This window comes from Carnobacterium sp. 17-4, assembly GCF_000195575.1.
Taxonomy (GTDB): Bacteria; Bacillota; Bacilli; order Lactobacillales; family Carnobacteriaceae; genus Carnobacterium_B.
The window spans coordinates 1618246-1643281 of the sequence record NC_015391.1; the positions used below are offsets into that span (position 1 = coordinate 1618246).

At 32.7% G+C, this 25036-nt stretch carries 23 protein-coding genes and 1 tRNA gene; 8 read left to right on the forward strand and 16 right to left on the reverse strand.

Annotated features, from left to right (window positions below; all coding sequences use genetic code 11):
- Positions 1 to 2 precede the first annotated feature (2 nt).
- The 7 genes from CAR_RS07790 to CAR_RS07820 form a co-directional block, all read right to left on the reverse strand.
- The gene (locus CAR_RS07790) at positions 3 to 1046 is read right to left on the reverse strand and encodes a glycosyltransferase family 2 protein (RefSeq protein ID WP_013711164.1); all 1044 of its coding nucleotides are present in this window, start codon (positions 1044 to 1046) and stop codon (positions 3 to 5) included.
- Positions 1047 to 1071: 25 nt separating this feature from the next.
- Positions 1072 to 2454 carry a sugar transferase gene (locus CAR_RS07795; RefSeq protein WP_013711165.1) on the reverse strand — a complete coding sequence of 461 codons (1383 nt, stop codon included), beginning with the start codon at positions 2452 to 2454 and terminating at the stop codon, positions 1072 to 1074.
- 142 nt (positions 2455 to 2596) lie between these two features.
- Positions 2597 to 3811, reverse strand: a complete 1215-nt coding sequence (locus CAR_RS07800) for a hypothetical protein (RefSeq protein ID WP_238526682.1) — start codon at positions 3809 to 3811, stop codon at positions 2597 to 2599.
- A 27-nt stretch (positions 3812 to 3838) separates the two neighbouring features.
- Complete coding sequence (gene wecB / locus CAR_RS07805) at positions 3839 to 4990, reverse strand: non-hydrolyzing UDP-N-acetylglucosamine 2-epimerase (protein WP_013711167.1); 1152 nt, start codon at positions 4988 to 4990, stop codon at positions 3839 to 3841.
- A gap of 160 nt (positions 4991 to 5150) precedes the next feature.
- Positions 5151 to 6080 carry a glycosyltransferase gene (locus CAR_RS07810; protein WP_013711168.1) on the reverse strand — a complete coding sequence of 310 codons (930 nt, stop codon included), beginning with the start codon at positions 6078 to 6080 and terminating at the stop codon, positions 5151 to 5153.
- 45 nt (positions 6081 to 6125) lie between these two features.
- Positions 6126 to 7556, reverse strand: coding sequence for a lipopolysaccharide biosynthesis protein (locus tag CAR_RS07815; protein ID WP_013711169.1), 1431 nt, complete (start codon positions 7554 to 7556; stop codon positions 6126 to 6128).
- Between the two features lie 188 nt (positions 7557 to 7744).
- A complete protein-coding gene (locus CAR_RS07820; protein WP_013711170.1) occupies positions 7745 to 8803 on the reverse strand; it encodes a glycosyltransferase in 1059 nt (352 codons plus the stop codon).
- Positions 8804 to 9021: 218 nt separating this feature from the next.
- Between CAR_RS07820 and galE the strand changes: the two genes are divergently transcribed.
- Positions 9022 to 10056: a UDP-glucose 4-epimerase GalE gene (gene galE / locus CAR_RS07825; protein WP_013711171.1), complete on the forward strand. Its 1035-nt coding sequence runs from the start codon at positions 9022 to 9024 to the stop codon at positions 10054 to 10056.
- A 265-nt stretch (positions 10057 to 10321) separates the two neighbouring features.
- Here the strand turns inward: galE and CAR_RS07830 are convergent, their stop codons facing one another.
- The 3 genes from CAR_RS07830 to map form a co-directional block, all read right to left on the reverse strand.
- Positions 10322 to 11281 (reverse strand): YihY/virulence factor BrkB family protein, encoded by a 960-nt coding sequence (locus CAR_RS07830; RefSeq protein ID WP_013711172.1) that lies wholly within the window; start codon positions 11279 to 11281, stop codon positions 10322 to 10324.
- 85 nt (positions 11282 to 11366) lie between these two features.
- On the reverse strand, positions 11367 to 12407 hold the full coding sequence (locus CAR_RS07835; protein WP_013711173.1) for an acyltransferase: 1041 nt from the start codon (positions 12405 to 12407) through the stop codon (positions 11367 to 11369).
- Positions 12408 to 12549: 142 nt separating this feature from the next.
- Positions 12550 to 13305, reverse strand: a complete 756-nt coding sequence (map, locus tag CAR_RS07840; protein WP_013711174.1) for a type I methionyl aminopeptidase — start codon at positions 13303 to 13305, stop codon at positions 12550 to 12552.
- Between the two features lie 272 nt (positions 13306 to 13577).
- On the opposite strand from map, the gene CAR_RS07845 reads away from it, so the two are divergent.
- The 4 genes from CAR_RS07845 (at position 13578) to CAR_RS07860 (ending at position 17071) form a co-directional block, all read left to right on the forward strand.
- Positions 13578 to 14486, forward strand: a complete 909-nt coding sequence (locus tag CAR_RS07845; protein WP_013711175.1) for an RluA family pseudouridine synthase — start codon at positions 13578 to 13580, stop codon at positions 14484 to 14486.
- Positions 14487 to 14597: 111 nt separating this feature from the next.
- On the forward strand, positions 14598 to 15338 hold the full coding sequence (locus CAR_RS07850; protein WP_041556430.1) for a WecB/TagA/CpsF family glycosyltransferase: 741 nt from the start codon (positions 14598 to 14600) through the stop codon (positions 15336 to 15338).
- Between the two features lie 83 nt (positions 15339 to 15421).
- Complete coding sequence (locus tag CAR_RS07855) at positions 15422 to 16510, forward strand: glycosyltransferase (RefSeq protein WP_013711177.1); 1089 nt, start codon at positions 15422 to 15424, stop codon at positions 16508 to 16510.
- Positions 16511 to 16615: 105 nt separating this feature from the next.
- Positions 16616 to 17071 (forward strand): flavodoxin, encoded by a 456-nt coding sequence (locus CAR_RS07860; RefSeq protein ID WP_013711178.1) that lies wholly within the window; start codon positions 16616 to 16618, stop codon positions 17069 to 17071.
- A gap of 35 nt (positions 17072 to 17106) precedes the next feature.
- On the opposite strand, the gene CAR_RS07865 is transcribed toward CAR_RS07860, so the two are convergent.
- A complete protein-coding gene (locus CAR_RS07865; RefSeq protein WP_013711179.1) occupies positions 17107 to 17664 on the reverse strand; it encodes a TetR/AcrR family transcriptional regulator in 558 nt (185 codons plus the stop codon).
- Between the two features lie 544 nt (positions 17665 to 18208).
- Between CAR_RS07865 and CAR_RS07870 the strand changes: the two genes are divergently transcribed.
- Positions 18209 to 19447 (forward strand): aminopeptidase, encoded by a 1239-nt coding sequence (locus CAR_RS07870; RefSeq protein WP_013711180.1) that lies wholly within the window; start codon positions 18209 to 18211, stop codon positions 19445 to 19447.
- A gap of 81 nt (positions 19448 to 19528) precedes the next feature.
- Here the strand turns inward: CAR_RS07870 and CAR_RS07875 are convergent, their stop codons facing one another.
- Entirely contained in the window at positions 19529 to 20416 is an 888-nt protein-coding gene (locus tag CAR_RS07875) for a S1 RNA-binding domain-containing protein (RefSeq protein WP_083806892.1), read from the reverse strand.
- Between the two features lie 344 nt (positions 20417 to 20760).
- On the opposite strand from CAR_RS07875, the gene CAR_RS07880 reads away from it, so the two are divergent.
- Complete coding sequence (locus tag CAR_RS07880) at positions 20761 to 21375, forward strand: TetR/AcrR family transcriptional regulator (protein WP_013711182.1); 615 nt, start codon at positions 20761 to 20763, stop codon at positions 21373 to 21375.
- Between the two features lie 88 nt (positions 21376 to 21463).
- Positions 21464 to 21537, forward strand: a tRNA-Arg gene (locus CAR_RS07885).
- 123 nt (positions 21538 to 21660) lie between these two features.
- Here CAR_RS07885 and CAR_RS07890 read toward each other — a convergent pair.
- The 4 genes from CAR_RS07890 to CAR_RS07905 are packed head-to-tail and all read right to left on the reverse strand — an operon-like array spanning position 21661 to position 24830.
- Complete coding sequence (locus CAR_RS07890; RefSeq protein ID WP_013711183.1) at positions 21661 to 22917, reverse strand: hypothetical protein; 1257 nt, start codon at positions 22915 to 22917, stop codon at positions 21661 to 21663.
- A gap of 16 nt (positions 22918 to 22933) precedes the next feature.
- Complete coding sequence (locus tag CAR_RS07895) at positions 22934 to 23767, reverse strand: hypothetical protein (protein ID WP_013711184.1); 834 nt, start codon at positions 23765 to 23767, stop codon at positions 22934 to 22936.
- Positions 23764 to 24453 (reverse strand): ATP-binding cassette domain-containing protein, encoded by a 690-nt coding sequence (locus tag CAR_RS07900; RefSeq protein WP_013711185.1) that lies wholly within the window; start codon positions 24451 to 24453, stop codon positions 23764 to 23766. Before CAR_RS07900 ends, CAR_RS07895 begins: the two co-directional genes overlap by 4 nt.
- Positions 24450 to 24830, reverse strand: coding sequence for a GntR family transcriptional regulator (locus tag CAR_RS07905; protein WP_041556433.1), 381 nt, complete (start codon positions 24828 to 24830; stop codon positions 24450 to 24452). Before CAR_RS07905 ends, CAR_RS07900 begins: the two co-directional genes overlap by 4 nt.
- Positions 24831 to 25036: the final 206 nt, after the last annotated feature.

Genomic DNA, 25036 nt, shown 5'->3' on the forward strand with positions numbered 1-25036 from the left:
TTTTAAAATCTTCTTTTAAACTTTTCAATTGTTTTTGGTGAAGTTGTACTAATTGAATACATTATTTTTGAAGCTGTATAATTTAAAAGCACAGATTTTGACTCAAACAATATTTTCATTACTTTCCTCATTTTAGTATCTAAAAGGGTTTCGTCAGCGGCTTTCTTTACATCCGGAAAATTCACAATTTCTCTAATATACTCTAATTTATCACGATAACTTAACTTACAACTTTTACTGTGTAAGGGGATTATACAAGACATGACGCCTTTAAGAAACAGAGCACTAGATCCTCTACGATTTTTTTCAGTCAGGAGTATTAGTTCCCGGTAAAATTCTACAAATGTATCAAATTTATTATCAAAATATTTATTTGTTAAACTATTTCGTCCATCAAATGAATAATTATAAAGAACGTCATTAACCACTTTGCAACTGTTCACATGATGAAAATATTGAATATTAAATAATCTATCTTCACAACTATTATACGCTGGGAAAACTACATTATTTCCCTTCACAATAGATAGTTTATATAATTTGTTCCAAACAACATACATTAACTGTTTATTCATTAAAGGATAGATATTATTTAGAAATTCTTTATCAGTATTTATCATTAGTTCAGGAGCCTCTACTTCACGAGTGTCGACAACTACATCGCCATCTAACACCTTCAAATTATAAGAAGAAATAATTAAATCCACATTTTTTTCATTTATATAGCTGGCGTAAGTACTTAGTGTGTGCTCTTTCATTACATCATCTGAATCAATAAATAACAAATAGTTTCCATTAGCTAACTCAATACCTTTATTTCTTGCATTACCTGGTCCGCCATTTTGAATGGTTTTAAACTTCACTCGATAGTCTTTATTATGGTAACGTTCAATTACTTGTTTTGTACTATCTGCAGACCCATCATTTATAATAATCAATTCGAATTCAGTAAATGATTGAGCCAATACACTGTCAATAGTTAGGCCTATTGAACTTTCGCAATTGTATGCAGGCATAACTATGCTGAAAAAAGGAGTATTCTCCATTTCACCTTATCCTTTCATTTACAAATTAAACCAAGTAAGTTATATCATTTGGAATTTCTTTACTTTTTTCTTCTTCCTCATCTAATCCTTTAGAAGAAACTTTATCAAATAATATTTTTATTGTTTGCAACATGATTTTCACATCAAGTAAAAGTGAATACTTTTTAATATATAACAAATCAAAATTTAGTTTGCTATTAAAATCTGATGCATATTTACCGTATACCTGAGCGTATCCTGTAATACCCGCTCTAACATTATGGCGCAAATAATAATGAGGATTCTCTTTTTGGAATTGATCTACAAAAAATGGACGTTCAGGTCTAGGTCCTACTACAGACATATCGCCCTTTAAAACATTAAACAATTGTGGTAATTCATCAATTCTTAAAGAACGAATGTATCTACCAACTGTTGTTACCCTAGCATCATTAGAAGATGCTAAAATCGGACCTGAGTCCTTTTCAGCAGTTGCACTCATACTTCTAAATTTTAAAACATTGAACTCTTTACCGTCTTTGGTAATTCTTACTTGCTTGTATAGTACTGGTCCTTCAGAAGTTAACTTGACTAATAAAGATGTTATCAACATAAATGGTGATGTAACCATGATTAGAATAATAGAAAAAAGAATATCCATTATGCGTTTAATTAAATCATCTTCAGAAGAAATTTCAAAATTAGAAATTTCAATAATACTCTCATCCTCAATATTCATAATATTTGGATTAACCAATAATAAATTATCAAAGCTAGTTGTTAAAAACAATTTTTTCTTTTCATGAACTAACAAATTATAAATATTTTCTTTTTCTTTTTCACTTAGTCCACTAGCTAAATAAACAATATCCACCTCGTCAAGGTATTTCTTTACATTGATATAATAGCTAGATACTACAGCATATTTAACTATATGTCTTTTACTTTTTGCATTTCCAATATTGAATATTGCATTTTTAATATCTTTTTCAGTTCCAACAACCATTACTTGTTTACTTCCACTGAAACGTTCATAAAATTTATAAACAACTACACGCCAACAGAATAAGATAAATGTACTAAAAATAAAACTAATCAATAATACTGATCTTGGAAAAGTAAACCATCTACCAAAAAAAGTTAATGCCATGATTGATATGGTCATAATTAATTGTATTATAATAGTAAAATATAAAAAATCTGCAATAGATTTATTATAAAAAACGTACACTCCAAATAATAAATTTAATAACACAAATAAAATTAAAATATAGAAAATTGAATTCTCATAAGCATTATAATTATATATAGGAATGTCACTTTTATAGCGTACATAAAAAGAAAGAAGAATAGATAGATGATATAAAACAACATCCATTAATACTATTATTATCTTTTTCGTTTTGGTAAATTTTTCTCCTTGAGACACAATTTTCCCCTCCGATTAATAACTGTTATTCAAACACGGCTTATATATAATATCATAAAAACACTCGAAATCCTATTACGTACTCATTAAAAAATTACTAATAATTCAAATCATACCACAAATTTTTAAAGATTTCATAAAATCAAAATGTCATTATCTTACACTCTATATCCTTCATTTTTTTATTTCCTATATAAATAAAAAGCAAGAGTAAAAATATTGAAAAAGCTGGGTTTAAATATCCTCCTTTTTGAAAATTTAATGCTATAAAGACTAACCCCATCTTAAAATTTGTTAATAATACATAAATACTGAATACACAACTTAGTAAAAATGTTACCAAACCTAAATCGGATAAAAAATAAGCATAAACATTCCAAACATTAGGCGTATGTCCTATTCCATTCCCAAGAAAAATATGCTCCGTATTAACATAATCCCAGCTTCTGATAATTCTAAAATAAGCCGATCCATCTTCTCCACTTAATATATCAACTGTCCTATTTATAATCGTTTCATTGATTAAATCCCTTGAAAAGAATATCACAGCTATAATCAGTAATAAGTATATACTGGTTTTTTTCGTCCATTTTAATTCTCTTAAATTAATTTTATCTATAAAGTGTAATGCTTGTATCATCAACATAATTCCTATAGCACTATATGAAAAAGTCAAAAATATGGTCAAAGAAATAAAAATAGTAAATCCTTTTTTTATTTTCACATCTACTTTATTGAAGTAATTCATTGATAAAATAATATTTAAAAAATATCCAAGGTAAGCTGGTTCTGAAAAAATGCTCCTTGTTCTAATAAAATTAATATTTTCATTAAAGGCATAACTCAATAAATCTGTCCGAGTAAATTTCCAAAAAAATTCATATGGTAGCTGACCATTTGAATACAATGCAAGAGTAATATAAATTCCTATCAAACAAATTATGACAGCTATAATATTAAGAATTTTCAAAAATAGCGCTTCTAACTTTTGTTCTTTAACATAATTATATACTCCAAAAGTTATAGCAATATAATATGAAATCCTTATTAAGCTTGCTAATCCAGTCTTTAAAATAAAACTACTATTTAGCTGTATATTCATTATAATATTCATTGCTATTAAGCCCAATATCAAAAGAATCCAAAGCGGTTGTTTTTTTTTCACTTTATAGTTCCCACTAACTATGAGGCTTACTCCTACTAAAGCAAAAATATAATCACTTAAAGTGAAGATACCAATCATCCAATCTGTTACGATAAATGATACACTCATCAAACTCAAGATAATTACTGCCCATATGCTATGGTACTGCTTATTAAAATTCAACCATTTTGCTAAAACAGAACTGTTCTCCAAAACCAAAACCCACTTCCTAAAATTCAACTATTTATTCCCTGAGAATTCTGTTGGTTTTTGTTTGTCTATACCGAATTCATATGAGATTGCAGATAAAATTCTTTTACTTGCTTGTCCATCTCCATAAGGATTGTTAGTTGTGGCCATTTTTTTATACTCAGATTCATTTTCTAGTATTTTGGTCATTTCTTTTATGATACTTTCGGTTTGAGTACCTACCAACTTAAGTGTCCCAGCTTCTACGCCTTCAGGTCTTTCAGTTGTATTTCTAAGTACTAATACTGGTACTCCCAAAGAAGGCGCCTCTTCTTGAACCCCACCTGAATCCGTCATGATCATATAGCTTTTAGCAACTAAATTATGAAAATCCATAACTTCAAGTGGAGCAATTAGATGAATTCTAGGGTGTTGCCCTAAAACCTTTTTAGCCATATTCTGAACATTAGGATTTAAGTGAACGGGATAAATAATTTCAACATCTTGATGTTCATCCACTACTTGGCGTATAGCTTGAAATACCCGTTCCATGGGTTTTCCTTGGTTTTCTCGGCGATGCATTGTCACTAAAACAACTTTACTATCTGGATTTATATTTTCTAGAACAGTATGGTGATAGTCCTTTTGTATAGTTTCCTCAAGCGCATCAATTGCAGTATTTCCTGTAACGTAAATTTTTTCTTTCGGATGATTTTCTTTTAACAAGTTTAGTTTACTCTCTATTGTAGGTGCAAAATATATATCTGCGATTACATCGGTTAATTGACGATTCAACTCCTCAGGAAACGGTGAATGTTTATTTCCTGTCCTAAGCCCAGCTTCAACGTGTCCAACTTTGATTTGATTATAATAAGCAGATATACTTGCAGCAAACGTAGTTGTCGTATCTCCATGAACTAGAATGATATCTGGTTTGGCTTTCTTCAAAATTTCGTCAAGACCCACCAATACAGATGATGTAATTTCTGATAAAGTTTGATTTTCTTTCATGATATTCATATCATAATTTGGTTTAATTCCAAATGTCTGTAAAACTTGATCCAACATTTCTCTATGTTGAGCAGTAACCGCAACGATAGATTCAAACCTGTCTGATTGCTTATTTAATTCTTTAACTAATGGAGCCATTTTAATTGCTTCAGGCCTAGTACCAAATATTGTCATTACTTTTATTTTCCTCATAAAGCTAACCTCCTGAACATTTATTTAACTATTTAATTTTTTTCTATTAATTCTTATAAACCTATATCTCAGTTTTCTTATTTTTTTCAATTTATGCAGTATACTTTATTTTTATTAAAAATAAAGCTGCCGATTTTTTAATGGCAGCATATATTTTATGTTATTTGACTATATTGATTATTTTTTTGACGTATATATAACCTTTATCTATTAAATTGATACCTTTTATTTCTTTAAGTACCTGTTCTTTTTTACTTTTTTTAATTGAGCTAGTTGTTAATCCTGAATAAATTGAAAGCATTTCTCTTTTAATTAATTTTTTCTGTTCTTTAGAATATTCACTTTTTAAATATAAATTCCTGAGTTCTTTATAAATAACAAGATAAGAATTAAATGTTTGTTGCAACCGTTCTTGGCTTTGATTCGTCATAATTGAATTTTCACGATATCTTCTATTGTAATAAAAAATATTGACGTAACACATAGACTTAATATTTAGAAATACCTGAGTAGTAAATAATTCATCCTCGTGTAAAATTCCTTCATAAAAAGAAAGAGCATTTTTTACCAAAACTTCTCTTTTAACCATGTACAAATATACTGGAGATGCTAATGTTTGACGATTTGCTTTGAAACAATCTTGTGTATATTTTTTTCCTACTTGCAGACGTTGGCTAAAATCATAGTTATTTTGTTTGATTGGTTTATTTAACCCATCTAAAAATGCTTTGCCGTTAAACCTTATAAGATCTATTTGTTTTTCTTCCATTAAATCAACAAGTTCTTTTACGGTCGTTAATTCAATATAGTCATCAGAATCTACAAATAATACATATTTTCCAATAGCTGCTTCTAATCCTGTATTTCGAGCACTGGAGAGTCCTTTATTCGCTTGTTGAATAAGTTGAACCCTACTATCTAACAGAAAGGGTTTCAATTTTTGATTACTTGTATCTGTGCTTCCGTCGTCCACTATAATAATTTGCAAGTTCTGATAATTTTGTTTTATGATAGATTTCAAACATTCTTCTATATATAGTTCAACATTGTAGACAGGCACAATTACTGAAACCAAAGGTTGATTTTGCACCAAAATTATCCATCCTCTTTTCTAATTTATATTGCCTATTATTACTTATTTATTTTTTAAAATTAGTTCTTTTAACATTTTCAATTGTCCTGTAACCAATAGTCCTATAAAAAATAAAACAATAAAAGCAATTCCATAAATTACAAGATTTATAAAATTAGCAAATGGTAAATTAGGTACTGCTAAAAAGAATACTCCTTGAATAAGAGCCATGATAATTGGCTTTATTAAAACTTTTATGACTCCTTCAAAATTAGATTGAAATAATCGATACATCAATAGGTAATTCATTTGAATAAAATTTATCGTAAAAGCTAACACGACCATCAATGCAACAGATTCAATACTTCCAGCTACCACTCCTATTGTTATAGCTGTTACTGTTACAATTGCTGATAAAATTCCAGAAAGTAGCAATAAGTCTGTACGGTTGGCAGATTGAAAAATTGCACCACTACTACTTGATATCATTTGTATCCATACAGAAAGTGCTAATATTTGAAATGTTATTACACTATCTCCCCATTGGTTACCAAAGAGAAACAGAATAATTTCATTAGAGTTAAAAAATAAGAAAACTGATAAAGGAAGTCCAATTGTTGCTAATATGGATGTAATCTTTAAATATACTTCTTTAATTTTTTTATAATCTGTTTCATAATTAGACATTATAGGTTGAATTACTGGAGAAATTACATTCGTCAAAATCTGATTAGGGTATAAAGACACCTGATAGGCTTTGTCATAAAAAGCTAAAGAGCTAGATGACAAGTAACGTCCAATTAACATACTATCTAAGTTTCTAGAAAAATAATTAATAAAATTAAATAGAAACTGGTTTTTTGAAAAACTAAAAATCTTTTTCAACGGTTTTTTATCTATTTTTAATTTAGCTTTTAAATTTGTCTTCATATAGAATATACCAAACAATAATGCTGCTTTTACCGTATTACTTATAATTAGTGAATAGTAACTAAATCCATTTATAGCAAGGACAACAGATACAACCCCTGCTGCGATATTAGCTAATATCATTACAATATTTACCGTGCTAAATTTTTTCTCTCTTAATAATATCGATTGTGGCACAACCAGAATACCATAAAAGAATAAGGTCACTGCTAATACTAAGCTGATTGGTTTATAAACTTGGTTATTATAAAAAGCACTAATAGGATAACCTGCAAATGCAAAGATAATTCCTAAAAACAATGCTAAGTACAACGAAAACCCAAATATACTATTAATTTCTTGTTTAGTTAATGTTTTATTTTGAATAATAGCCGGACCTATTCCAAAATCGGCAAGCATTTGAAAAAATATCAAAAAGACATTTACAACAGCTACTATTCCATACTCATCTGGTGTTAAAATTCTTGACAGTATTGCAGTAACCAATAATTGAATCACAACATTAGAATATTTTCCTAATGCACTATAAAAAATTCCTTTTTTAAACTCTTCAGCCATTCCCATAATTTCTACAACTCCTAAATTCTTTTAATAAAGTTGTTAACTTTTTTAGCAATTAACAATCCTTACATAATGTATTTACTCTTATAATTTTAAATATTTTCTAAAGATCTATATTCATTCTATAGTTAAAAAATTTACTAGATAATCTTTACAAAAGGTAACGATACTATTTAAATAAAAAATATTGATTAACTAAATATTCTCTTAATCACGTTAAAGCTTTTTTGAAATTTCTTTCCTACTGTTACTCTCAACTGCATCACTTTTAGTGCCCCAGAATATTTTTCGTTTCTCATTAGTAGAATTAGTATTCTAACAAATGAGTTTTTTTCTTTTTCAGTTTCTATTTCGGAAATTGCTTGGTTAATTTTCGAATCATCCATTAGTTCTTCGATCCGTTCGGCTTTTTCAGTCCATGCTAATGGACAATCTTCCCAAGATAGGTTACTTAATTCTAAGTACAATGCACCCCAGTAGTGTTGATTCACTAAGTCACGATACTCTTTTTCCTTGTCCCAATACACCATCCAATCTTCAAAGTGCCTGGCAATTGTGTACTCATAAAAAAAGCGTTCTTTACGGTAGCGATTAACAGCCGAACCTTCTCGGAAGACATAATGATAATAGGCTTTTTGATGGTAATAAATGGTTTGGACATTCATTCCTACTTGTTGATTAAATAAAGCATCTTGCCCAACTTTTTGATTGGTAAATCGGCAATTGTGTCGCTTCAAAAAATCGTGTTTGTATAATTTATTCCATAAAGCATACGGAGATAAAGAAAAGTGTTTTCTAAATTGATCTTTAAAGGCTTCTTTTGTTAAAAGTCCATTTAACTCAAGTTTTTTTTCTATTGTCGTAATGTGGCCTTCTTTGTCTACTCTTTCATCATAGTATCCACAAACCACTACATCAACATTCGATTCGATTGCTTTTCCAACAGTTTCTTCAATTAAGTTCGTTTCAAAATAATCATCTGGATCCGCAAAATAGATGTACTCACCAGTCGCTCTATCCAATCCGGCATTTCTAGCAAACCCTGAACCGGCATTTTTTTGATGGATGACGCTTATACGAGGATCTTTTAACTGATATCGATCGCATATTTCTCCAGACGCATCGGTTGATCCATCATTCACTAAAATAATTTCACTATTGTTATACGTTTGATTCAGCGCACATTGGATTGCTTTTTCTAGTTGTTCTGCAACATTATATATAGGCATAATAATTGATACTTTCTTCATCTTTATACCCCTTTCACTTTACTGACACAATGACTTACCTATTATAGCATAATCAATTAACTGAAACATTACAGTTTTCTAAAGTCTGCGCTCAGTTTCCGATGTAATCTTTACCAAATTTTAACTCGGTAAGCGTTGACTTATTTTCGTTAAATGAGTAGACTTAACCTTGTTGAATAGAACTATTGAAATTAAAATTCGAAAAAAAGAGGGATAATATGGCCATTTTAGTAACTGGTGGTGCTGGTTATATCGGCAGCCATACAACTGTAGAATTATTGAATGCTGGACATGAAGTTGTCATCGTAGATAATTTTTCAAACAGCAAGCCTGAAGTGTTAAATCGAATTAAGGAAATTACTGGAAAATCGTTTTCTTTTTATGAAGTAGACGTATTAAATAAAAAAGAGTTAGAAGCAATTTTCAAACTTCATGACATTGAAGCTGTTATACACTTTGCGGGTTACAAAGCTGTAGGTGAATCCGTTAGTGAACCGTTAAAATATTACCACAATAACTTAACTAGCACCTTTGTTTTGGCTGAGTTAATGGAAGCTTATAATGTTAAAAAAATGGTTTTCAGTTCTTCTGCAACAGTTTATGGGATGAACAACATTTCTCCGTTAACTGAAGACTTGCTTTTAAGCACAACAAATCCATATGGCACAACTAAAATGATGATTGAACAAATCTTACAAGATGTTTATGTTTCGGATCCTTCTTGGAGTATCGCTTTACTTCGTTACTTCAATCCTATTGGAGCTCACGAGAGTGGACGAATTGGAGAAGATCCAAATGGGATTCCAAATAACCTAATGCCTTATATCACACAAGTTGCTGTAGGTAAACGGGATCAATTAAGTGTATTTGGTGGCGATTATGATACTGCAGATGGTACAGGCGTGCGCGATTACATTCATGTAGTTGATTTAGCTAAAGGCCACTTAAAAGCTGTTGAGAAAGTCCTTTCTACTGAAGGCATCGAAGCTTACAACCTTGGAACTGGCATTGGCTACAGTGTACTAGATGTCGTAACCAATTTCGAAAAGGCTACAGGAGAAAACGTGCCTTATTCGATTACAGACAGACGTCCTGGAGATATTGCTACATGTTATTCAGATGCTTCAAAAGCTGCTACAGAACTTAGCTGGAAAGCTGAACACACCCTAGAAGACATGTGTCGTGATTCTTGGAAGTGGCAAGAAACGAATCCAAACGGATACGAAGAACTAAACGTTGAACAAACCCACTAGTAAATAAACTCATTCCTAGACCTGATGATTCATTTCATTAGATATGGGGGTGTTTTTTTATTTTCTACTATTATAATGAGCAGTCCCTTTCCATGAACAAGTGGCACAGAAAATTGCCTCTATTCTTTCTTGTAATCGCTCTGCTTGAAAGAGTGGCACAAAGCAAAGACTCCACTTTTCCGTCAAGGATGATTCCTTGTAAAAGTGGTTTAAGAAAAAAATTCACGCTTCCATGTAAGCGTGAATTTTAACAGTAAATATGGAATTATTTTTTTATGACATATTTTTTATTAGAAAATACCTTTATTTTAGATCGAATATATTTTCTTGTACGAAATGGTTTTGGCTCATTAATGAATCCGTTTTGATAAACTTCTATAGATGCATTGATAACTGCACCTGCAGTCATTAGTGACCCAATAACTTGAAGCCATATCAACATGATCATGAATGTTCCAATAGTTCCATACGTTTTTGCACCAAAAGCAAAGTATTCTACATAAATAGCAAATACTTGGGAAACCAACATCCAACCAATCGTTGAAATTGCTGCTCCAGGAAGAACACTTTTTAAGGTTACTTTTGCATGTGGAACAAAGTAATACAACACACAAAAAATAATAAATAGCACACTCACCGTTACGGGCCACCTTAGACTTTGAAACGTCTCACTAATCATTAAAGGCAATTCGAATACTGGAGTAATGTATTCTAATATCAATTGACCAAATCCGAAAATAATGACCAGTACCATAATACACAAAATTAGTGATGTCGTTAAAATTAGCGAAAATAATCGAATGATCACAATATTTCTTCTAGGCTCAACACCATAAGCTTTATTCATACTTACTTGCATCGCATTCATTCCTCGACTGGATGACCAAAGTGCTCCAATTACGGCAATAGATAAAATACCCCCACTGCTCTTACTAAACCAATTCATCAATAAGTTCTCTAATTGATGAAAAAAGTAAGTTGGGACAGCATTTTCTATATAAGGCAATAGTTCTGCGGCATCTAAGCGCAAGTAAGGCAGTACATTACTAACTACAACCATCACGGGGAAAATGGACAATAACAAATAATAACTAATAATAGCTCCTGAATTCCATACTTCAGCTTCCCGATATTTTTGAATGAGAATGACACCAAACTTTTTTACTACCCTTATTATTTCTTCTTTCTTTAATTCTAACTTGCTTAACTGACCTTTTGCCAACATATTTAAACCCCTTTTCGAAACCAAACCTCATTATACCTACTTGATTGAATAAAATAAAACAATTCTTTTTATAAAAAACAACTTATCAAATAAATCGTTTTATAATCGGCAACTGTGCCATCCCTTTCACACAAATGTAGCTGATACAAAAGATCATAGTAGTCAAAATTGGCACAGATAAAATTGGAGTCATAAACAGTGTGGTTACTCCTGTTTTCCATACAAGAAAGATAAGCAGTACATGAATCAAATAGATTCCAAATGAGTAGTTTGAAAATTCTGTAAGAACGCTCCTAAACAAGGTCGAAACACTCTTGAAATGCAATTTTTCTTTCGCTAATAAAAAGACAGCAGCACTCATAAAAAAGACATTTGGTGTCAAATATTGATAATGGAGATCAATATGCTTGCCTTGTTTTAATGATTCTATACTTGTTACTACAATCGTGCTTACCAACCCGGCCACTCCTAAAAGGTAAATCGCAACTTTGATCCATTTTTTCAAGTCATAATGAGCTAGGTAATAACCAGCAAAAAAATAGCCAACATATCCAAAAGTAATGTCTAAGTTAATGCCTCTTTCAGCAAAGGTTACCGTCGAACTTACAGGAAATTCATAATAGGAAGGTAATATAATACCGACATACCAACAAAAGGCAATTAGGTAGAGAATGATCTTTTTCTCTTCTGCAATTTTTCTTAAAAAGGGAATCATGACGTAAATCTCAATCATCCGAAAAAGAAACCATAAATGAAAATGCCCTTCCTTAAATGCCTCAACGATAACGCCCCACACTTCGGCATTGAATGTTCGATATTCATTCCAAGTAAAAAAGGCTGCATACAATGCTGACCAAAATATAAACGTTGTTACCAATCGGAAAATATTCTTTTGATAGAGTTTTTTAATCGAAAATGCTCGATTTGGATCTAAAAAAAAGATTCCGCTCAGCATGAAGAAAATTGGTACACTCATCCGAGCAAAACTATCGTAAATATTTAATACTTGCCACTGGTATGAATCAATTGCATACAATTCAAAATCGCGTGAGACAATGTGAATCGTAATCACTAAAAATGTAGCCGCTACACGAAGAATATCCGCATAAAGTACCCTTTCTTTCATTAGTTTTTTATCTCCTTTTAACTGTTTTATTTCCTCATTATTAGTATACCATCAAAAGAAACAAGAAAACGAGACAACCCTACATTTTCACATGAGGGTTGTCTCGTCTTCTTAGTTTTCTCAAATTTAATAATTTTCTAGATTAGTCTTTTTGTTCCGTCAAAATTTTTGGACCATCTTTTGTGATCGCTAATGTGTGTTCAAATTGACAACTTAATCCACCGTCTTTTGTGCGGGCAGTCCAACCGTTGTCATCCATTTTAGACTTCCATGTTCCAGTATTGACCATGGGTTCAATCGTAATCACCATACCTTCTTTTAAGCGAAGGCCTTTTCCAGCTTCCCCATAATGTGGTACAGATGGTGCTTCATGCATAGTGGGTCCAATCCCGTGTCCAACAAATTCACGAACTACAGAGAATCCTTCTGCTTCAACGTACGTTTGGATAGCATGGCCGATGTCGCCGATACGATTTCCAACTTGTGCTTGCTCAATCCCTAGGTAAAGAGCTTTTTTTGTTACTTCCATCAATTTTTCCGTTTCAGGAGTTCCTTCACCGACGATATAGCTCCAGCAAGAATCAGACATAGCTCCTTTTAAATTAACAACCATATCGACTTTGATCAAATCCCCATTTTTCAAAATTTCTTTTTTGCTTGGGAAGCCATGACAAATTTCATCATTCACGCTGACACATGTTGCATATTCATATCCTTCAAACCCAATTTGTTCTGGGATAGCTCCGTGTTCTTCAATATAATTGTGTGCAAATTCGTTGATTTCCCAGCTTGTAATACCTGGTTTGATAAAATCTCTTAAGGCTACATGGACATTCGCCAACAAAGCACCTGATTCATCCATTGCATCAATTTCACGTTGTGATTTTAGTGTAATCAATTTCGTTCCTCTTTTCTATTTAGTCATTCATATGAGTTTGTTTTTACTCTTCTATTCATTATAAGCTTAATTCTTAAAATTGTGAACCATTCTTCTGATTGATTAAAATTTATGCCTTTTCTCTCATAAATAAATGGTTTTAATTCTTAATTTTAGTGTGAATTAATCTTTAAAAGGCTTTCTATTTGAAAATTTCTTACTTTAGGGTTATTTTTATGCCGTTTTCCGTTATACTTTACTTTAGAACAATTAATGAGAGCGAGTGGTTTTTAATGAGTAAAAAAACAACCTATACCCCTAAAAAAAATACCAATAATCAGCTATATACGGTAACTGAACCAATGGAATTACTGCCTTTTCTATTAAGTATCATGAGTCACACAAGTCGTAATTCAGTCAAATCAATTTTAACCAGAGGCCAAGTGACTGTGGATGGAAAAGTAATAAAAAAACATAACCATCCTTTGCTTCCTAATCAAGTTGTCGCAATTCAATCCAATAAAGCAGCGATTAAAGAGACAGCTTTAGTTGGAATGACTATTCTGTATGAAGACGATGCGATTATTGTTATCGATAAAGAAGCTGGTTTATTGTCTATTGCTGCTAAATTCGCTCAAGAATTAACAGCACACCGTCAATTGATCAACTATGTCAAACAAGAGAATCACAACAACCGTATATACGTGGTTCATCGCTTAGACCGCGATACTTCAGGTGTAATGGTTTTTGCAAAAACAGAACAGGTCAAACAAGAGATGCAAGAAAACTGGAAAGACATCGTCAAAGAACGGATCTACTCTGTTTTAGTCGAAGGCATCGTTTCTGAAGATGAAGGCTCGATTAAGACGTGGTTAACAGAAAGCAAAGCGATGAAAGTTCATTCAGCTACCTATGATAATGGTGGGAAATTAGCCATTACCCATTACAAAAAAATACGGAACAACGATGAATTCACATTACTAGAAGCACGTTTGGAAACTGGACGTAAAAACCAAATTCGTGTTCATATGGAAACACTTGGTCACCCCGTTGCAGGAGACAAGAAATATGGCGCAACTTCTAATCCTTTAAAACGATTGGGTTTGCATGCCACTACATTAGCTTTGATTCACCCTACTAGCAAAGAACTGGTTCGGTTCCATTCAAAAGTGCCTAAAGTTTTCTTGATGCACTCAAAATAGTTCTATATTAATAAAAAAATAATAAAGCTTTGCTTTATCTCTCCTCTAGTTCAATGGTATGATAATTAAAATGTCTATATTAGTAAAAGGGTTTAAGGATGGTTGGCGATTATGGAGCATAAAAAAGTATCTGTATTAGGAGTTTCTTTTGACAATAAAACAAAAGAAACTTTCCTTGAAGAGTTAATGGATCGGGTCAACCACAAACAAAAATCTTTTGTGGTGACCGCTAATCCAGAAATTGTGATGTATGCAAAAAAAGATCCTGCTTATATGTCACTAATGAAAAAAGCGGACTATATTATTGCTGACGGAATTGGCATTATAAAAGGATCAAAAATATTAGGAACTCCAATTGTAGAACGAGTTGCAGGGTACGATTTAATGTTGGCTTTGCTTGAAGAAGCCAATAAAAAAGGCAGCCGAGTTTACTTGTTAGGCGCACAAGAAGAGGTTTTACAAAATACTGTTAAAACCGTGCGTGAACGCTACCCTTCTATCAATCTAGTAGGTGCTAGAAACGGCTACTTTGATTTTTCGGATGGTTCGATTATTGAATCGATTCAAGCGACACAACCAGACATGGTCTTTGTTGCGTTAGGTTATCCAAAACAAGAACAATGGATCCAACACTATATGACTACCGCTTCAAAAGGTTTGTTAATGGGCGTAGGCGGCAGCTTCGATGTTCTTTCAGGAAAATCAAAGCGTGCGCCAAAAGTATTTATTCAATTGAATATGGAGTGGTTGTATCGTTTAATTAAACAACCTTATCGATTGAAACGGATGATGGCCTTGCCTCACTTCTTACGCGAAGTAAGAAATGAAAAGAAACAATTCTCCAAAAAATAGTCCGAAAAAACTGAACAGATTTGTTCAGTTTTTTTTGCAAAATTTTTCAATAAAAAATCGAATGGAAATGAGGTTAGACAAGTATGAAAGTACTCCACATCAATGCGGGCTTAGAAGACGGTGGCGGAAAAAACCATATCCTTTCCCTGCTCTCTCAATTTGATCCTACAACGGCTGAACTGCTCGTTCTAGAAAATGGCATCATTGCGGATGAAGCTAAAAAGCTAGGGATCGTTGTACATGTTTTTGAGCAGCAATCACGTTATGATTTATCTATTTTGAAACGCTTGACTCAGTTCATAAATAACCAGTCTTTTGATATTGTGCATACCCATGGCGCACGTGCGAACTTTATTTTTTCTACGATTCATAAAAAAGTTGCTGCGCAGTGGCTCATCACAGTCCATAGCGATCCTACACTTGATTTTATGAACAGAGGCATCAAAGGAACATTATTCACTAAATTTAATCTAGCCAGTTTAAAAAAAGCGGATCACTTGATTGTAGTAACGGACAGTTTAATGAATCCACTGCTTCAATTAGGCATCAACAAAAATAAACTAACCATTATTTATAATGGGTTACAATTTAATCCGGATACAACTAAACCAGCAATGACGAATGATAAGTTCACTTTGACTTGCGTTGCTCGCTTGCATCCGATTAAAGGACACGAACGACTATTGGACAGTCTACATGCTGCTGACTTCACTAATTTCTCTTTAAACTTAGTTGGCGATGGGGAATTGAAAGGCACACTTGAAAAAAAGGTACAACAATTCGGTATGCAAGAAAATGTTCATTTTTTAGGCTTTTTAAACAAACCACAAGTAGAAGAAACCATTGCTCACTCGGATATCACTGTCTTAGCCTCTTCAAATGAAGGTTTTCCGATGGTTCTACTTGAATCAGCGAACCAAAAAGTGCCTTTTATTGCTACGGATGTCGGTGACGTCGCTCTCTTAGTGCCAGATAACAGCTATGGCTGGTGTGTTCCTGCCGATTCCGTAGAGTCGTTAACAACTGCTCTAAATGAAGCCTACGATGAGTGGGAAAATCATACCTTAGAAGCTAAAGGCGAGCGACTCTATCAATTGGCCTCTAATCAGTTTTCTCTTGACCGTTTTTATAAAGAAACGTTGTCTCTTTACGAAAAATTAGCGCAGCACTAATCCGCTATTTAATAAGTATACCCATTTCTTTTATTGCAGAACTTGCCTTTCCTTTGGTATACTCTGTTAAGGAAATACACACGCGTAGAAAAGGATGATAGATAAATGACCAAAGCTTTGATTGTCTTTGCAAGTTTAACCGGGAACACAGCAGAGTGTGCAGATATTGTAGAAGAAGCGTTAAAAGATTTAGGTGTGGATGTTGAAACAGTTGAATGCATGCAAGCTGAACCGGAAGATTTATTGGATGTCGACATCTGTATCATCGGTACGTACACTTATGGGAATGATGCAAATTTACCAGATGAATTCGTAGATTTTTATGAAGAACTGAGTGAAATTGATTTAACAGGCAAAATTTTTGGTACTTTTGGATCAGGAGATCATTTTTACGATAAATTTTGCCAATCAGTAGTTGATTTTTCCGATAAGCTAGCTTCGATTGGTGCAGTAGAAGGTGCTGAAAGTGTCAAAGTTGACTTAGATGCTAATGAGGAAGATGTTGAAAATCTAAAAGCTTTTGCTAAAGCGTTAGTGGAAAAAGCAGAGTCTGTAGCATAAAAAAACTTCCTCGCCATAATGACGAGGAAGTTTTTTTATGCTGTATAATTTGGAACATGTTGTACTAATACTTGGTTGATATAATCGGTTACGTCTTTTTCGTGGAACTTCAAGAAGCCTTGTGCAATTAACACAGCTGTACCATGAACTGTAATCCAAATATTCTTAAATAGTTTCATTTTTTCAGCTTTAGACAAGTCTTTAGTTCCTTCATTTTGTTTAAAAACTTCGATCATCTTATCCAATGAAATGTCATGCATTTGATCAGTGTCCAGTTGTGACTCAAAGAAAAGTGCTTTGAAAAAAACAGGTTCCTCTTTTGCAAAATAAACATAGTTCAAACACATATTGAGCAATGGATCTTCTGTGCGTTCTTTTGTATAAATAGTCTCATCGATATAGTTTTTAATTTTCACAACGAGTTCTTGTTTTAAGTCATCCATGTTTTTAAATTCTAGATATATAGGCTGCGTTGAGCAATCCATTTTTTTAGCAATGTTGCGTGCTGTAAAACCTTCAAATCCTTCTGTTTTAACAACTTGATAAGCTGTTTCAAGAATTTGTGATTTTAAAATTGTTTTCTTTCTAGCCATCTCAGTTCACCTCTTTTGCATCATTTACCAATAATTAGGAGACATTATAAACTATTTTCGAATGTTTCAACATCTGCAACCAACAGTTTTTGACTTCTCTTTTACAACTAACTGTCCAACCTCATCTAGAAATTGAGTTCAGTGCCAAACAGCATTATTCTTATGTTTGTGTTTAAAAACAATACTGTACCTGTCTTATTCGGATTCTCTCTCCAACAACCCTTAATTTATTCTATCACTATTGTGATTAAAAGAGAACTCTTTTGTACTGCAAAAACAAACACTTGTGCAGTATACGTTTGCATTATTAAATTGGTCTAGTCAAATGTACACTTAAAAAAAGATAAATATCCGAATGTTATTTATTGTCAAACTATTTTTGTTTTCCATTCTAAAAAAAGTTTTTTTCATGAAATTGTTTCTCTTTCTTTCGTATGCTATTATTGTCTAGTAAGAGTTTGAAACTGGACTAACTAGAAGTGTGTTTGATTGCTTTTAGTTTCTTTTGTTCCAACCTCATTTCGTATTATTAGGAGGAAAAAATATGGTATTGCCAAACTTTGAAGAAAATTTACAAAAATACGCTCATTTGCTTGTTAAATCAGGTATAAATGTTACAAAAGGACATACAGTCGTATTGCAAATCGATGTAGATCAAGCACCCTTGGCTCGTTTAATTACCAAAGAAGCTTATGCTTTAGGCGCTACAGAAGTTATTGTGAAATGGGCCGATGATGTCGTGAACCGTGAACAATTTATCGGAACACCTCAAGATCGTTTAACTGCTATTCCACAATATAAAATTGATGAATCATTAGACCAAATTGCTAAAGGAGCTAGCCGTATCAGTGTTCGTTCTTCAGATCCAGATGCATTATCTGGTGTAGATAGCGATAAAATCGCTGCTTATCAATCTGCAGCTGGAAAAGCATTAAGTGAACAACGTAAAGCGACTCAAGCAAATAAAGTTAGTTGGACAGTTGCTGCAGCTGCTGGCGCCAAATGGGCAGCTAAAGTATTCCCTGACTTACCAACTGAAGAAGAACAAGTTGATGCATTATGGGACGCTATCTTTAAAGCTGTTAGTCTTTATGACGCTGATCCTGTTGAATCTTGGGCTAAAAAAGATATCACGTTGAATGAAAAAGCTGAAGAATTAAACAAAGAACAATTTGTAGCCTTGCACTACACAGCTCCTGGTACTGATTTAACGGTTGGTTTACCTGAAGGTCATCGTTGGGAAGGTGCCGGTAGTGATAACGTTCGTGGCGAACGCTTCATGGCAAATATGCCCACTGAAGAAGTCTTCACTGCTCCTGACGCTAACCGCGTTGACGGTGTGGTTAGCAGCACTAAGCCATTAAGCTATGCTGGTAACACGATTTTAAACATGGAATTTACATTTAAAGACGGTAAAGTAGTAAATGTTACTGCTGAACAAGGCAAAGAGGTCTTGAAAAATTTAGTTGCGACAGACGAAGGTTCTGCACGATTAGGTGAAGTAGCTTTAGTTCCTGATCCTTCTCCTATCTCTCAATCCGGTATCGTATTTTTCAATACTTTATTCGATGAAAATGCCTCAAACCATTTAGCTTTAGGCTCTGCTTATGCTTTTAGTTTGATTGGCGGGACAGAAATGTCGGAAGAAGAATTAAAAGCTGCCGGTTTAAATCGTTCAACGGTTCATGTTGACTTTATGATTGGTTCTGACAAAATGGATGTGGATGGTATCCGCAAAGATGGTAGTACTGTTCCCGTTTTCCGTAATGGTGATTGGGCTTAATATAATAATTAATCTAGAGATACACAAAAAACGACGTGGCAATTGCCACGTCGTTTTTTGTGTATCTCTACTGTTTTTTAGTTAATCTTTTTTTACCAGACGAACAATTTTTCCTCGGACTCGTCTCTCTTCTTTTAAAACTTGTGTGATCCTGAAGGACACTGTATCGCCTTCTTTTATTTCTAAATGAGTCGGAATAGAACACAATGCATCTAAATTTGGTGCAATTCTTACAAAGATACCCCATTTTTTTATACTTCTGACATTTCCTAGCACAACTTGATTAGCTTCCATATCCTCTAAAGAAACAGAAACTTCATTTTTATATTTTACAATGGGTTCTACCCTCAAATTTTTATTTTCAGTAATACGATTAAACCTTACATTTATTGTATCCCCTATAGTTAAGACATCGCCAATTGTAGTATGGTCTTCTGCGAAATCTTTATTGAGCATTTGAACAGAGGTATTTCCAATTAAAAAGTAGGCTCCATAACGCAAGTTCTTGGTTAATTCAGCTTCGAATATTTTCCCTTTTTTTAATTCTTTATGTAGTAATTCAAATTCTTTTTCTTTTATTTTTTTTGCTGATCCTAGCATCCAACCTTCTTTTTCATTTATGCTGATTAGTTGAAACTGAATTTCTTCACCTACATAACGCATTAATGGCAGTTGATGCGTTTTAAATTCCAACTCATTCCGTTCAATAAAAATCGGAATCCCGTCTATTTCTACTTTTACGACATCACTAGCTAATTCTCCATCATATTGAGACGATAAAACGGTACTGGTCAATTCAACTTCTTGTTCAATCATATTATAATAAAATTCATAATCTATTGATTGATTCACTTCTGCATCGTTATTTAAAAAAACGTTTTCAATTCCTTCCAAAACTACAACATCTGTTGAGACTATATCCCTATTGTGATTTCCAATCCATTTTTTTACTAGATTCCTTATACCCATCCTTATTTTCTCACTCCTCAAAAATAATAAACAATTTGTTTAGTCGAACTTATTATAGCATACGTTTTTTAATTTTCATGTACTTTTTTTTATCCATTTAACGACTGTTCTCTTTTAAATCGTTTGAATTTTTGTTTAGGCACTATATCGCTATTTTCATTAGGAAATTATTGAACAATTGGTGACAAATTACTGATATGTCACCAATTGTACACTTCTTAATTCTACTGCTTTGTCTTTTACAGCTAGTTTTACTGTATACTAATAAGTGTACAAACTATTGTTTAAATGTTAGTTTTCATACGTAGATAATGAATATTACCATAATTTCAGGAGGAAACCTTATGCCACAAAAAGAAGTAGTCGATATTCGCATTATGCGTAGTAAGAAGGCTATATCTGAAACGTTCATTACCTTATTAAATGAACGCGATTTTAAAACAATTTCAATTACTGAAATTGTCAATAAAGCTGGTGTCAATAGAGGGACATTTTATAAGCATTATGCGTATAAAGAAGATATTTTAAAAGAAATACAAGATCACTTTTTAGAACAACTAACAAACATGTTGGAAGATAACTATCAAGGTATCTGTTATTCTAAATTAAAAACCGAGCCTTTATCAGATGCCCTTTTTATTTTCATCTCCGAACACCGTAATTTTTTTCATTTAGCCATTCACTCTGTCGGTTTTCTAAACTTCCAATTGCATTTCTCTGCTGTTTTAAAACAATTTTTGATCGGAAATTTTTTCCCAACTGCCCGTTACTCTCTAAAATCACAAAAACTTCTTGGCGCCTATATCGCTAATGGAATTTATGGTTATTTAGTTGAATGGGATGAAACGAACTATGCTTCTTCTACTACTGAGACGGCACAGCAACTGACGGACATCTTTGTTTTAGACCGTAGTGCTTTTAAATTGCCACTATCAGATCTTGTAATTGAAAACGACTAACTTAGTTCATTATTGAAAAAATTTATACTTTTATTTTAAACCTAGACATTTATTTTAAACTGTGAGAAAATAGAGCCTGTGTTCATAAGGTCCTATAGCTCAGGTGGATAGAGCAAACGTTTCCTAAACGTTAGGTCGGGAGTTCAAATCTCTCTAGGATCATCTTACATTGGTACAGTTTAAAATTTTGACAAAAAAATAATAGTAATAAAAAAGAAGAATGACTTTCCTTCCATTTTAAACATGGAAAGGATATCGTTCTTCTTTTTTACTGTCTTCTGCTACCTACTGTTGAAATAAAACTTCGCTTAGATAAAGCTCATCTCTTTTAGCTGGTTGATTGACTTTTCCCTCGATTGCTCCTTCAAAAACAAGCTCCCCAGAATTACTGTCAATTGCCATAATTTGCATATCTTTATCTGTTACCTTAGAACTTTCTACAAAGAAAACAATTTCATTATTCACTTGTAGAATGACATCCGTTTTTAACGCTTTTAATTGTTCAGCAGTTAATTCAACCGATTCAACCTCTACTAATTCTTTTTGCTCTAAGGAATAAGAGTAAATAGACAGCGTTGTATCGTTCTTTTTATAAAAATACAAAGTAGAATTTTCCATAGCTGTCCTATTTCCTAAAGCTTGACTACCTAATTCATCTGAAACATCTATTAAAAACTGTTCTCCAGTTTCTATGTTTACACCAATTAAGCCAGACACAGGTTGAGTTGTCATTTCATTTTCGTCATATATTTCCATTTCTGTCTGTGGAACATCAAGTGTTACACGGTAAACCAAAATTTTTGAAGAATCAATATCATTTCCTGCATTCATTAATTCAACATATTGAATTTGTTTGTCTTTTTCATCTATTAGATCCAATTGAATTTTTTCGTCTTTTTCAATTTTTTCATTTGGTAAATCGATTGAATATAAATGCTGTTCATCCTGCCCATTTTCGCTATTTATTGAGTAACCATTTGTTACCACAATTAATTTATTATTGGCAACTTGAACGTCTTCAACATACACAGAAAAATAGTCCGTTGCATTGGGGAAATCCACTGAAAAAGAAAGCACGTCGTTTGTCTTTTTATCCAATACTTCAATGAGAAATTCCGAATCTTCAGTGATAGCAGACATGGAATCCAATGTTATATCTGCATACGCTAATATAGAATCATCTTCAAAATAGTTGACTAGATAAGGTTCTTTTCCACGCATGAAACTTCGATAATCTTTTTGCAATTGAGACATTTTTTCATTGCCGCTTACACTGTCTTGTAGTTGACTTAGATAAGACTGAGTTGAATAATAAGTTGTACCGTCTTTAGTAATTTCTGTTTCTGTTCCCATCCCATAAAAGTTACTTACATGGTAGTATCCTTCTATAGACATATTCTCTATTAATGTTTTATCGCCATTTTTTGCTGAGACTGTAAATTCCGGTCTCGTATCTGCCGCAAAAATAGGTTGAATGTAATAAATTCCAAATGAAAGAACAACTAATACTACAATGATAATTAATTTTCCATAACGTTTCATATTCTTCGCCTCCTCTTTAGACCGTTACTTTTTTATTCAACAAGTAGTGACTCATCCAACTGCTTAATGCAATAACGAGTAACCCTATAATAACTTCTGTGATAATTATTTCACCTGGATAAAGCCAATTAAAGCCGAAAATATATTTAGCAATAATAGGTGACAAAAACAAAAGAAATAAAACAATACTAAAGCCTATACCCATTATTATCCCTTTAAAGTGGAAACTTCTTTCAAACAATACAGTTGTGAATCCTAAGAAAAGCAATACAAACCCAGTACCATAATAAACGATAAAAGAAAGAAAAGATTGTGGTATAAAAAGAGAAAGATAATAAGATATTTCACTTAATTGTTGCAGAGATAGATCCAAACGAATATCACTTGTAACTAACAGTTTTAATAATTGACTTTCAACAAGCAATAAAATGAGCTGAATGGAAACCAATCCAAAAATCATCAAAGCTATTGTTGTTAGTTTAGACCAAAAGACAGTCATACGGGATGTTGGCAGCATCAATAACCGATAAATAAACGTATTCTTCCCCATCCACTCAACATACCAGATATAAAAACTGTAAAATAATACAGCCGTAATACAGATGAGGATAGGCAAGTAAAACCAGACATTAGTCACAACCCAAAACATACTCATTTCACCCGTTTCACTTAAAAATTGAGCTTTTGGTATTTTATTTTGATAGACTGTTTCATTCATTTGAGCTAAGTATTGTCTTGATGCCACAAAAACTGCAATAAGCTGTGACACAATAGTCAACCCTATTAAAGAAAAATACAGTTTTGCACAGCGGTTAAATTCAAAATTTACTAGTTTTAAATAACTTTTCATGGCTGAAACACCTCTCTCATAACATCAACAACAGACTTTCCTTCTTCTTCACGGACTTGTTCTGCGTTAAATTCTCTCAATACTATTCCTTCATCAACCAACACGACTTTATCAATCAAATGTTCAATATCATTAATTTCATGGGTCGTTATGATAACTCCGCGATCTTCAATCAAGTGGCTTGTAAACACATTAGCAATCTGTTCGCGGCTAAAAATGTCAATTCCTGAAAAAGGTTCATCCATTAATAAATAATCAACGTCTAAAGCCAAACCTAACATCAAGTTCACTTTAGTTGTATTTCCCTTAGAAAGGGTTGAAATTTTATCCTCTTTTGTTAATTTGAAAAATCCTAGTAATTCATCTGCACGTCCTTGGTTCCACGATTGATAAAAATCTTGCATGAATTGCATTGCTTGTTCAATTCTAAGCCCTGGCAGCATAGTCATTGCATCTGGGATAAATGTAATTTTTTCATAACTTTTTTTATTTATCTTCTCTCCGTCAATGAGAATCTCACCGCTATTCATTGGAGTTAAATTCATGATTCCATTTAAAATAGTCGTTTTCCCCACACCATTAATGCCGATGATACATGTGATCTCGCCTTTATTAGCTGTAAACGAAATACCCTTCAAAACTTTTTTCCGGCCAAATTTTTTCGTAATCCCTTTTACTTCAATCATTTTACTCCTCCTGATTCATCGACGTACTTTTCTTTGATCAACCCTATGACTTTATCCAGTGGTACCTGAATCGGACGAATCGCAGATACAAAAGAAGAAACGGCTTCTCCCAGCAATTCATCTTGAACGCCTCCCAAAACACTTTGATTCTCTGTAATTTTGCTTGGTGAATTGCTTTCTGTATAAATCAAGCCTTGTTCCTCCATTTCCTTATACGCTCGCTGAGCTGTGTTTGGATTGATTTTTAATTGACTGGCTAGTTCCCGTCTAGATGGCATTTCTTGACCCGGTAATAATTTTCCTGCTGCAATTTCTTCTTTAAAATGACGAACAACCTGTTCATAAAGCGGATCTCGTTTATTAAAATTAACGTTCATGGCAGCCTCCTGTTTGATCTCATTTCCTTGCAAATGTATTAATCGATTAATACACCACCGATAAAAAAGTGTATGAATCGGTTAATACATCTCTCAGCTGTATTATATCCTTCACACACTTTTCTTGTCAATCACTTTTTTATTCATTATTTTTGAACACTTGCACTTATAAAGAAACAGCATTATGTCAAATAATTTTGGTAAGT